Below are 11708 nucleotides of genomic sequence, written 5' to 3' on the forward strand. Positions count from 1 at the left end.
GGCCAACCCCGCCGCGTCCGATACGCATCCTGTTGCAGATTGCCCACGCTACGCAGCGTCAGCAATCACGCAAAGGATCCCCATGTCGAACGTACCGCAATCTCGGCGGCGAGCACTGCCGAGCGCCTGCTCATTGCCCGCGAATACCCTCACTCTGGGCCTGTTGGCGGGCTTATGGACGCTGCCAGCACACGGTCTTGCCTATCACGAACAAGGCCGCCTGCACGACGCCGCCAGTTGGCACAGCCAGGAATTCACCCGGGACTGGGGCCTGCAAGCCATCGGTGCAGACGCCGCCTATGCGCGCGGGCTAAGTGGCCGCGGGGTGAATCTGGGTATTTTCGACTCCGGTGTCGACCTTCGCCACGGTGAGTTCGCGGGCAAAGACCATCGTGCTACCCGTTTGGCAGACCCCGGTTGCACCCGTGAGAAGCTGCCCACCGAGCTAGCTGATGGCTGCTTTTTCAGCAACGGGGACCGTGCCCAGGTCGTTTATAACGACCTGCCGCCAGACGTATTGGAGGCGCTGCACTACCTGGTTTCCATTGGCGATCTTTCAAGCGATGACTTGAACGATTACCTCGACATGGCCGGCATCGAATATGAAGCGCACGGCACCCATGTGGCGGGCACAATGCTGGCTAATCGCGATGGCGTGGGCACACACGGCGTGGCCTATGGTGCCGCGCTGAACACGGTACGGATTTTCAGCAACACCTATAACTTCCTTCCTCCCGTGTACAAAAAAACCCAGAGCATTGAACCGGGCCATTTAGACACATCCACGCCCACCTATAAGCAAATGCACGCGCAGAACGTACGCGCGATCAACCATAGCTGGAACCTCTCTGACCGCTTCGCCGACCTTGATCAACTGACGGCAGCGCTGGCAAAACACCGTGAGGGCGTCGGCCGCTCCGTGGCTCAGGGCTCGCTGGATTTCGGCCTGCTCCAGGTCTGGGCGGCCGGTAATACAAGCTCGCCAAACCTCTCACCTGAACAAGCCCCCATGGCGGGTGTTCTCGCGACGCTACCGCTGGCCATTGCAGGCCTTGAGCCATACTGGCTGAGCGTGATCAATGTGGACAAAAACCTGACCCTTTCACCCGGCTCATTTCGCTGTGGCTACAGCATGGACTGGTGCGTAGCAGCCCCCGGGGCCGCTATTACTTCGTCGGTAGTCAGCGGCGAAATTGACGCCAACAAGTGGTACGACGAAGACGGCGAGGTCAATGGCTTTGAAGTGACAGGCGACCGGCCGGTTTTTGGTTATGAAACCTGGTCGGGTACCTCCATGGCCGCCCCGCATGTGACGGGCGCGCTGGGGTTGTTGATGGAGCGATTCCCGTACCTGGACAACCCGCAAATCCGTGATGTGTTGCTGACAACCGCTCAAGACCTCGGCGCGCCCGGTGTCGATGAGGTCTATGGCTGGGGGCTGATCGACCTGAAAAAGGCCATTGACGGGCCGGGGCAACTGCGGGTCGACACCCACGTACAGATGGACCGTCGCGCAGGCGGCGCCGTGGTCTGGCAGGGTGGTGCCTGGGACGATTGGCGCAATGATATCGGTGGCCCGGGGCGGCTGAACAAAGACGGTGTCGGCTGGCTGCGCCTGAGCGGCAATAACCGTTTTGCCGGTGCGACCCTCAACCAGGGCATTCTGGAATTCGACGGCACCAACCACCTCACCCGCGACATCACGGTTGAAGGCGGATTGCTGCGGCTCAATGGCGCCTTGCATGGTTCTGCGCTCAACGTTAACGGCGGCATCGCGCAGATCAACGGCCGGGTGACCGACGCCACGACCTGGGTCGGTGCGGCCGGTTTGCTCAGTGGTGACGGCGAACTGTCCCACACCCACGTGCAGGGCACGCTCATGCCGGGCAGCGAACACCGGGCCTTGACGGTAAACGGCGATTACCAGCAACAGGCCGGCTCAACCTTGATCGCCCGTCCCGGCCTAAACCCTGGTCTGCCTGCGCTACAGGTCACGGGCACGGCCCATTTGCAAGGCGGTACATTGCGTTTGGCACCTGCGCCGAATGTGTTCGCCCTGGGTCAGCGCTACCGTGTATTGCAGGCAGATGCGGGGATTAATGGCCGATTCGACGCGCTGGATCATCAGGCGTTTTCACCGTTTCTCGGGTTCACCCAAATCCACGAGGCCGAGCAGTTATCGGTTGATGTCAGCCGTGGCCTGCCATTGGTGTCGGCAGCCAATAGCGCCAACCAGCGCGCCATGGCCAAGGCTGCCGATGCACTGCCCATGTCTGCACCTTTGGCACAGCGCCTGACCTCACTGTTCCCGGAGCCGGCGCAACGGGCACTGGACCAGCTCAGCGGCGAACTGTATGCCAGCACCCAGTCAGTGTTGCTGGAAAACAGCCACGTTATACGGGATGCCGCCCTCACCCGCGCATCGGGCCTGTCGCCTTCTGGCCTGTGGGTACAGGCGTTAAATCAAAACGGCCGACTCGACGGTGATGGCAACGCCGCAAAGGTTAGCCACAGCAACACCGGGGTCATGATCGGCGCCGCCCATGGGTTCGAACAGGGCACGCGCGCGGGGCTGCTGTTCGCCAACAGCCAAGGCCGTGTCAACACCGGGAGCGCAGGCAAAGCCTCGCTCGATACTGTCCAGTTCGGCCTGCATGCGGGTCACACCTGGAACGCGTTTGGGCTTTACGGCGGCCTGGCCTATGCGCGCAACACGATACAGAGCAAGCGCCGGGTCAGTTTTGCCGACATCGATGAAGGCCTCTCGGCCAATTACCTCAGCCACACCCGACAGCTTTTTATCGAAGGCAATTACCGCTTGAACTACGACGCCTGGGCGCTGCAACCCTATGTGCAACTGGCCCATGTACGAGTGCGCAACAAAGGGTTTAGAGAGCGTGGCGGCCAGAGCGCCTTGCAGGGCAGTAAAACCAGCAGCGCGGTCAATTTGAGTACCGCGGGCGTGCGTTTCACGGTTGACCTGAGCCAGCGTCAGATCGGCCCATCGTGGTTGAGCTTCAATGCAGGCATGGCCTACACCCACGCCAGCGGCGACCTGCAACCCACCACCCAGGTTGCCTGGCAGGGCGCCAGCAGCCAGCGCATTGCCGGTGCTCCTCTCAGCAGTACCGTGCAACTGGACCTCGGTGCGGTAGCACGCCTTTCGCGGGGTAGCACGTTAAGCCTGAACCTGAATGATCAACGCGGTAAACGCTCACGTGAACAAGGCGTCACGGCGCAGTACCAGTACACTTTTTAAGGCCTGTTCACCTCGGCGAAAATCTCCGTGATCGCTCGCCGGGGTGAGCGTTTGACCAGCGCCTTGACCTTGGCGCTCAAACGTAGCAGCTCGGCACTGGGCTTGGCCCATTGCTCGGGCGGCAACGGCTCGGACCATTCACGCATCGCCTCGGGCAGCGCTTTGCGGCCGATCTTGGCGATGCGTTTTATCTCCCACTCAACCAAATGGTTGGGCAAGGTCCATAACGTCATGACGTGGTAGACGTACCAAAAAAAACCGTAGATCCACCCCACTTCTTTCTCCCGTATACGCCGATGCAAACTGGCGCGAGCATTGCGAAACGTGTGCAGGCCTTCATGGGGCGGGTCGCCGGGAGTCTGAAGTTCCAGCGGGTCCTGGATGGCGTGCAGGTCGTTGAGTTCGTACTCCATGTAACCCCGCACGGCCTCCCAATTGGCAATCGCCAGTTGCAGAGCGCCGCACTGGAATTCGACGCTGACCAGCTCACCTTCATGCATAAAGCCCATGCCCATCCCGTAATGGCGGGTGATGCCGTATTGAGTCGCGCTTTGGCCTTGAACGACCCAGGCAGACAGGGATTCCCAAGGGACGAACAAGGGTTCTGTGGCACCGTCGGGCATAAAACAGACTTCACGGCGTTGACGGTTGAAGCGGGTGGGGATGACTTTGGTGAAGAGTTTGTGGGCTTGGAGCCAGACGTAAAAGCAAATGGCAGATGCAACTAGCCACAAATACGCTGAGTATTTCCAGGCCTCAACAAAGTAGTCCACTGAGAGCGCCCAACTTTCTTCCGCACCATACCCCAAAGCCAAACCAATAAACCAAAGCAATAACGGGAACCCGAAGGCACTAAAAAATGCTGCGCTAAATGGTGCCCCTAAAATAAGTTGATACGAAAAAACATTCGGCTCCCCTCCCCCAAAGTCCAAGTAAATATCGGTGTAATCACTGATATAGGGACAGCAAGGATCTGCCTCTGTGGGCAGCGGCAAAGGAGCCAAGTAGGTTTGTCGGCCAGCAAGACAAAGCTCTATGTCACCCGCTTTTCTTGGGGAAGCTTCCACTGATTGTTGAGGTGATATCGACTTGGAAGTGGTCATTGCAAAAGCTCCAATGCCATGACATCAACCCCCAACAAAGGCATTTCCACGTTCGATGCGAAATGCTGCCTTGACGAGAGAAAGCGTCCGCTTTCAACAGGATTGAAACGAATACGGTAATTACGCCGAACCAATTGCCCCTCGTCATCTAACGACTGGAGCTCAAGCTCAATCAATAACTCCTCGGAAATATTGCCGATAGCACGCTCAGGGTTGCGTGGATAAGTCAGCTTGATCATTAAGGGGGCTGGCCCGCTCTGTTCTTTTTCGGGCGTGCTCACCATTCGATACAACCCTGCCTGCACCTGCTCGGTTACAACCTCGCACTGCTCCATGGGAACACCCCGATCCCCACGAAGAAACGTTGTAATTCGCAGTGCGCCGATCTTAAGACCATGACTGGCCTGCCCATCCAGCCTGCCTTGATAATCAGCCAGCGTCAGCCCCGGCAGGATCACGAAAATTTCACCCGGCTTGGCACCGGCCAGCATGCATTGCCAAAACGGTTCATTATCTGAACGTTTGATTTCTACAAAAGGCGCCTGCTGCTGCAACGTCAAGTAATGCTGAAACTCTTGAAGGCTGAAATCCCTGCGCTTCTCAACATCCAGCCCCCACGGGGTGCTTTGCAGCCACTGATCATGGGCACTGGTGTTGTAGCGGTTATAAAGCCAAATGCCTGCCAGCTCCAGTATCGTAAATAAGCTACCTACCCAGCTGAAACGGAAAAACACACCGCTAAGACGAGTTCCAGCAACCTCCCAAGCGACCTTACGAGCCTCACCTTTGGCAGCCACCAACACCCGAAGTCCAGCTTGAACGGTATTACCCAAACCATAAGCATTTGTAAGAACTAAACCTCCAGATGCAACCAGTGCAATTATTGCACCGCTTTGAGCACCTCGATTACCGCTACGTATAGCCGCGAGCCAGCTATCTCGATAAGAATTAAAACTAATGGCAGCAGCAACCAATCCAAAAATATAACTAAGCGCACCCAACCCAACATGCAACTTACCCATAGTAACTTGCAGTCTACTTAGCGAGTTTGTAACTAGTGCCTCACCAAGCTTTTTTGCCTGAGCACTTAAAGCTGTATCGAACACACCTTGCGCCGCCGCAAAACCAGCAGCACCGGTTGCAAATGCAGAGCTTATCAATGGTGTTAGTTGACGAGCATCATGTGAAACAGACAAAGTCTCTTTAACCACCTGCACCAAATTCACCGCCTGTGCCACAAACAGCAATAACGCCGCGCCATCCCCCAGCACGTTCATCACCGGCGCGCGATGGACACCTTTACGAAAGTTATCCATCAACCCGGCCACTTGCCGTTTGCCTTCATTCGGGAAGATAACCGTCAGCCCTGCTTTGCCCTGTGTCGAACCGAAAATCCGTGCATGCTCATCCGGCAACTCCGGGATGGGGCTAAGGCTGGCGGCCAGCCGTCTTTGCTCCAGATCCAGCCGTTGGCTGTCGTACTGGATTTTCTCCAGCAGCTCCCGAGAGGTCTGAGATTTGTGTCCGTGTTGACGATTGGATTGGGCCCGCTTCTTTTTAAGCAGGGCTATTTCCTGGCGCAGTTTGAAGGTCTCACCCAGCGTTTCGCGTAACGCGGCCTGTTCTTGCGGGGTCGCAAAATGGAACGTCACGCCTTCGGTATTGGCGGCCTGCACTATCCGCGATTTCAGGGCCACGGGCAGTTTGCGCAGCAGTTCTTCAACGTCGGGCATGGCGTTGTTTTTGAAGAACTCGTCAAAGTTGACCAGCACGTTTTCCAGCCCGCGATTAAGCGCCGGGGTCAGGGTGTTGAGGGCGGCATTGGCCACTGAGCGGGTGCTGTCGGGGAGATCGTCCAGCGCCGGTAAGCGGTTCTGTTCAAGGGTGCGCAGGCGGGCCAGGAGTTCAGGGCTGTTGTTGAACAAGACCATGCCCGCGGCCAGCAAAAATGCGTAGTGCACCCACAACGAGGTTTGGTCGCTGTAGGGCAAGGTGTAATACAGCGGGCGGCTGAATTGCGGGTTGCGCTCGCTATACGCCAGCAGTTGTTCACAAGCGTCGTCGCTGCGGCAAATGTCTTTGAGGCAGGCATATTCAGTGGCAAACGCGTGCCCGGCGTGGCCGATGTCCATCGGGTCAAAGTACCAGCCCGCTTTATGAAACGCGCCCGAACACATCAGTTTGACCCGGTCGGCAGTGATGGCATCGAGCAGGTGGTTCCAGCGCGCCAGACCGGCTCGATGGGCGAGTAATTCTCGGTCCATTGCTTCGCGGTCGATCAGGTCATTGACGCCGCGTTGGCCAAATTTCGCACCGTACAGCAGGTCATCAACTTGATTGAATCGGTGCTTGCCCAGAGCAATCAGGGTTTCGAAATGCGTGTCGACAAAAGCCACCGGCGCGACCTGAAAATGTTCGCGGGTGTAGAAACGACGGTCGACGTCTTCTGCTGCGCTTCGAGCATTTGAGCCCATGGCAGTGCCTTTTAAGCGGTCCTCATTGGCCAGCATCTGCGCCCGTTGACGCATCACCTCCAACTCCGCCGGCACCGGGCTGCCCGCTGGCGGGGTCATCAAGCCACCTCTTTCGAGGTACTCAATAATCGCGGTATTTGTGACCCCGTGTTGCGGCTCAGCCATGCCCTGCAAATCATCCAACAGTGCTTTGTGCGCCGGGTCCGTGCTTTCACCGATCAGCGTTTTGACATCCCGCGCATTGAGCTGGCTGAGGGATTCGATGTAGCACGCCAGCACGTAATCACGTTCGTTGTGGCCCGGTTTCGCCCCGCCATTACTCCAGTCGTCGATCCAGCCAACCACGTGGTCCTGATAATTGGCCAGGTCGCGCATGACCCCCAAGGTGTCTTCCAGCACCAGATACAGCGTGTCGTGCCGGTACTGTGGATGAATGCAGCCGGTGAGGCGGTTCATGGAGGTTTGAGCGAAACGCGCGGGCGTTTCCCACAGATAAGGCAAACGCTCGTGCTCGGGCAGCTCCGCGTCCAGCCGTTGTTGGGTGCTGCTGGTGTGCTCGGCCAGCGTGGTGGCAGGGTTCTGTTGCTCTGCCTCGATCCGCTCGGTGGCGACTTCGGCCAGCCAATGCTCGGTCATGTCCGGGGTCAGCAGGTGGGGCCCGCCGGTGTCGCACTTGGCCTTGCTCAAGTCGACCGCTTGCATGAAGTGATTACGCTCGGACGTTGAGCTCAGCACCTGCTGGCACTTTTTCGCGGTCCACGGGACTTCAGAATACGTGACGTACAGCGTGCTGGTTTTGGCGTAAATCAGCCTCGGTTCGTGGATCGGTGCTTCACGGTCGTCTTCGAATACCTCACGACCTTGCCACAGCATGGCGCTGACCAGACCGTCTTCAATACGGTACTCGGACAAGGTGCCGCTGCTGCCCTCAATCACGTACAACCAGCCATCGCGCAACAGCCGGATGCCCAGCGGCCGGGCACCGAGGCTGTAGGGCATGGCAACCTCGCTCGCGGGGTCGAGTGCCGGGTTGTCGACGATGGCGTAGCGCAGCGGGATCAACTGCACGGTGGTTTTCATCAGCGGGCAGGTGCCCATACTGTTTCGCGCATCATCGCGGGAGAGGTTGACGTTATTGGGGTTTTTGGGCCAGAAGACGGTCGACATCAGGCGGGCTCTCTCAGGTGCAGTGCTCGGCAGCGGGCGATTTCTGCCACTTTCTCGATGCGTTGCGCAGGTGTAAGCGCCGAGACGGTGGTCAGTTGAAGGTGCACATCGGGATGGTCCCGCAGGGCGTGTTCGCCCAGGTAGCCGTGCACATTGGCGTAAAGGGTGATGTCGAGTTCACTGTTAAAGCCGCGCTCATAGGCCATGCTCGCCAACGCGTGAACATGCTCCCGGCGCTCCCTTGGCGAGAGGTGGACCTGGTACGCAGGAAAGTAATGACGTAGATGCCGGTCGAGCCGCAGCACCACATTGCGAAAACTGACGACATCCAGCTCACTCGCCTCTTGCTCCGAGAGCAAGTAAGGCGTGCCTTGTTGCGGGATGGGCGCAGGGCCGGGACGCTGATGGAGGTGCCAGACACCCTGCGCTGCGTCGGCGATCAGAATCTGCTGGCAAGGGCCAAACAGTGTGGGATCCCCCGCTTCGACCGCCAGCGTGAATAATGCATGCATGACCGAAGGGTCTGCCAGACGCAGAAACACACGCTGTTCGTGGGGCATGCGGACCACGGTCAGCCAGCGCAGATGGGCAATCATGGACGGCCATTCACCGTCACAAAACAGCAGGTAGCCCCATTCCTCTTCGGCCTTGGCTAAAAATTGTTGGAGCACGGGCTGAGCCGGTGTCTCGACTTTCAGCACACGCGGTGACAGCTCTTCAAGACCCGGCATCGTCGAAGCGGTGTACAGCGGCTCAAACACCCAGGGATTGTTCCACTGCGCCAGGTGTTGGGAGCGTTTGATCAGGCTGACCGCGTCCAGTAATAAACCGCAGCGTCCTTGCCATTCAAGGTCGGCAGGTAGACCTGCCGACAACGAAAGATCACGCGTAACCATTGAATGCCTCCTGCGAACGACACCAGCCCGCCGAGGCGGGCTGATGAAGTTTATGGGTACTTGGGTTTAACCTCAGACCGGGGTGCGCCAGTCATCAGAGCCAGAAGTACCGCTGATTTCGTGAGTCCAGGTGATTTTGCGGTAAGTGAATTGCACGTCTTCCAGGTGGGTGAAATGGCTGTTGGCCGGGTCCTGGCAGTTGTGCATGTAGTCTTTGATGTCGACGATGATCGCGTCTTCAATTTTGGTGGTGTAGTAATGCTCTTGGGTCCCGGAAGCCGATGTCCGAAACCATTGAATAACGATTTCGGTCATGCGCTCGCCGGAGGTCAATGCTTGCAGCAGCAACGGCGAAGACTTGTCAAAAACCTTGGTGATGCACAGTGGCTTGTGAACACGCTGACCGGTGGCCTGACCCGATTGCGGGTCACGCGGGATGATCACCTCGTGGCTGAAACCCTGAACCATGACCTGGTCTTCGTGCCCTTCCTGATAGGTGTTACCCACTGAATCGGCCGTGAACGCGCCGGATGTGATCAGGCCCTGTTTTGCACCGGTGATGGACATATACGCTGGCGTAGCCATGAAGCTCTCCTTGCACAAAAAATGTGATAACCCGGCAAACAAAAACGTTGCGCGGCCATAGGAGAGTTCAATAGTTGTGCCAGTTAACGTTCAGCCCTTGTAGATCAACGCCTGTAGACGACCGTGTGTTTATCGACAGGGAATTTAGGCGAAATATCAGGGGAAAGTGCGCAAGGTGTTGCGCACTGCTGCGCAAGAAGTTGCGCAGTTCGCTGGAGCCCTTTGTTGATCAGGCCTACAGCAAAGTGTTCGGTGTAAAAACAGCGTTTAAGTGCGCAATTTTTTGCGCAGTTGTTAAGTGCAGTTTTATGACCGACTACAGCGATGAAAGGAGCATCTTCTCAGGCTCAACAATCAAGATATCGCGAGGCAAGCTCGCTCCTACAGGGGGCGAAATTTTGGATGGCTGCGGGATTTAACACAAAAAAAAGACCCTGCCCGGCATCGGGGAGGGTCTTTTTTAACGCAGGGGATTAGCCCAGGTTTACGCCGTGAGACGCGGCCAACGGGCCCAGGCCGCCAGCAAAACCCTGGCCGATGGCTTTGAACTTCCACTCGCCATTATTGATGTACAGCTCGCCAAAGATCATGGCGGTTTCGGTTGAGGCGTCTTCGCTCAGGTCATAGCGCGCCAGCTCTTTGTCATTCGCCTTGTTCACTACGCGAATGTACGCATTGGCGACTTGGCCAAAACTCTGCTTGCGCCCGGCCGCTTCGTGGATGGTGACGGCAAACACCAGTTTTTTGGTGTCTGGGGCAAAGCCGGACAGTTTGACGTGCACTTGCTCATCATCGCCATCACCTGCGCCTGAGCGGTTGTCGCCCTGGTGCACAACGTTGCCGTCCGGTGAGGTCTTGTTGTTGTAGAACACAAAACTGCCGTCGTTCAGCACTTTGCCGCTCTCGCCAACAATAAACACCGAGGCGTCCAGGTCGAACTCCTGGCCGTCGGTTACCCGTGGATCCCAGCCCAGCCCCACCACGACCTCGGTGAGACCCGGTGCTTCTTTACTCAGGGATACATTGCCGCCTTTACTCAGACTTACTGCCATGTGCGTGAATCCTTATTTAAAGAACTGAATGGGAACGGCTTGAAAGACAAAGCCATCCCCCCTCGACTGCATCGTGTGCTGCGCCTCCTGGCCGTTGACAAGGCAAAGCTGTCAGCCGTTTTTAACGTCCGATTTTTCTTCTTTGCCGGGGAAAACAACGCTGGCCGCAATGCCGATGGCCAAGACCACCAACACCACCAGCAAGCTGGTGTTTGGCTCAATGCTGATGCCATGGCCAAACAGGTGATTGGTTGCATTCAACGCTAGCTTGGCAGCGATAAAGAACAACAACGCGATAACCGATTTTTCCAGGTGCACCAGATAACGCTTGAGGGCTTCAAGTACGAAGTACATGGTCCGCAAGCCCAAAATCGCAAACATCATGGCGGAGTAAACGATCAGGGGCTCACGGCTGACGGCGATGACGGCTGGCACGGAGTCAAAAGCGAACAGGATGTCCGAGACTTCAACCACCACCACACACAAAAACAGCGGTGTGGCGAACAAAGCGCCTTTGCTGGCCAGGGTCATGCCCTTGTTCTCGGGCTTGGTGATCTCCTGCTCCAGCACCGTGCGCGACACAAAAAACTGGTGGCCGTGCAGCTTCGGCCACACCGGGAACAGTTTTTTCGCAAACCGGTAGGCGACGTGTTTGGAATAATCTTCGTCTTCGTCGTCTTCATTGCCGCGCAGCATCATGATCGCGGTCCAGGCCACAATCACCGCAAACAGCACTTCCACCCATGGGCCAAAAGCCAGAAGCCCTGTACCGATCGCCACGAAGATCAAGCGGAACACGATGGCGCCGATGATGCCCCAGTACAGAACACGGTGACGCAGCACATCGGGGATCTTGAACCAGGCAAAGATCGCCATGAACACAAACAGGTTGTCGACGCTGAGGACTTTTTCCAGGGCGTAACCGGTGACAAACAGGCTGGCCACGCTCGGACCATGGGCGTAATACAGGTAGCCCGCAAAGGCGAGTGAGATCAGCACCCAAAAAATCGACCAGCAGGCCGCGTTGGTCAGCGTGACGGGTTTATCGCTTTTGTGGGTAAACAGATCGATTGCCAGGGCAATGACCGCAAGTGCTACAAATACAGCGATGGTCGTTGGCGGAAAGCCAATTGCCGTGTTTTCCATGGTGTCCTCAAAAATCAAAATCGCCA

The 11708-nt window shown here is 57.3% G+C and carries 7 protein-coding genes; 1 reads left to right on the forward strand and 6 read right to left on the reverse strand.

The features are described from left to right. Positions 1–82: 82 nt before the first annotated feature. Positions 83–3259 (forward strand): autotransporter domain-containing protein, encoded by a 3177-nt coding sequence (locus tag ACJJU9_RS21575; RefSeq protein WP_407729486.1) that lies wholly within the window; start codon positions 83–85, stop codon positions 3257–3259. Here the strand turns inward: ACJJU9_RS21575 and ACJJU9_RS21580 are convergent. The 6 genes from ACJJU9_RS21580 to ACJJU9_RS21605 form a co-directional block, all read right to left on the reverse strand. Continuing rightward, the gene (locus ACJJU9_RS21580; RefSeq protein ID WP_407729487.1) at positions 3256–4032 is read right to left on the reverse strand and encodes a hypothetical protein; all 777 of its coding nucleotides are present in this window, start codon (positions 4030–4032) and stop codon (positions 3256–3258) included. The two genes, ACJJU9_RS21575 and ACJJU9_RS21580, sit on opposite strands and share 4 nt — an antisense overlap. 326 nt (positions 4033–4358) lie before the next feature. Beyond that, positions 4359–8003, reverse strand: coding sequence for a toxin VasX (locus tag ACJJU9_RS21585; RefSeq protein ID WP_407729488.1), 3645 nt, complete (start codon positions 8001–8003; stop codon positions 4359–4361). Next, positions 8003–8899 (reverse strand): DUF4123 domain-containing protein, encoded by an 897-nt coding sequence (locus ACJJU9_RS21590; protein WP_407729489.1) that lies wholly within the window; start codon positions 8897–8899, stop codon positions 8003–8005. Before ACJJU9_RS21590 ends, ACJJU9_RS21585 begins: the two co-directional genes overlap by 1 nt. Before the next feature lie 72 nt (positions 8900–8971). Next, positions 8972–9484 carry an Hcp family type VI secretion system effector gene (locus ACJJU9_RS21595; RefSeq protein WP_048372946.1) on the reverse strand — a complete coding sequence of 171 codons (513 nt, stop codon included), beginning with the start codon at positions 9482–9484 and terminating at the stop codon, positions 8972–8974. A 473-nt stretch (positions 9485–9957) separates the two neighbouring features. Next, positions 9958–10536 carry a TerD family protein gene (locus tag ACJJU9_RS21600; protein ID WP_153391158.1) on the reverse strand — a complete coding sequence of 193 codons (579 nt, stop codon included), beginning with the start codon at positions 10534–10536 and terminating at the stop codon, positions 9958–9960. Between the two features lie 111 nt (positions 10537–10647). After that, positions 10648–11682 (reverse strand): TerC/Alx family metal homeostasis membrane protein, encoded by a 1035-nt coding sequence (locus ACJJU9_RS21605; protein WP_153332132.1) that lies wholly within the window; start codon positions 11680–11682, stop codon positions 10648–10650. Positions 11683–11708 lie beyond the last annotated feature (26 nt).

The sequence above is a fragment of the Pseudomonas helleri genome (assembly GCF_045830615.1).
Taxonomy (GTDB): Bacteria; Pseudomonadota; Gammaproteobacteria; order Pseudomonadales; family Pseudomonadaceae; genus Aquipseudomonas; species Aquipseudomonas helleri.

Bases quoted from the DNA above. Each gene is read 5' to 3' on its own strand.
- ACJJU9_RS21575 (WP_407729486.1), top strand. From the start codon at position 83: ATGTCGAACGTACCGCAATCTCGGCGGCGAGCACTGCCGAGCGCCTGC.
- ACJJU9_RS21585 (WP_407729488.1), bottom strand. From the start codon at position 8,003: ATGTCGACCGTCTTCTGGCCCAAAAACCCCAATAACGTCAACCTCTCC.
- ACJJU9_RS21590 (WP_407729489.1), bottom strand. From the start codon at position 8,899: ATGGTTACGCGTGATCTTTCGTTGTCGGCAGGTCTACCTGCCGACCTT.
- ACJJU9_RS21595 (WP_048372946.1), bottom strand. From the start codon at position 9,484: ATGGCTACGCCAGCGTATATGTCCATCACCGGTGCAAAACAGGGCCTG.
- ACJJU9_RS21600 (WP_153391158.1), bottom strand. From the start codon at position 10,536: ATGGCAGTAAGTCTGAGTAAAGGCGGCAATGTATCCCTGAGTAAAGAA.
- ACJJU9_RS21605 (WP_153332132.1), bottom strand. From the start codon at position 11,682: ATGGAAAACACGGCAATTGGCTTTCCGCCAACGACCATCGCTGTATTT.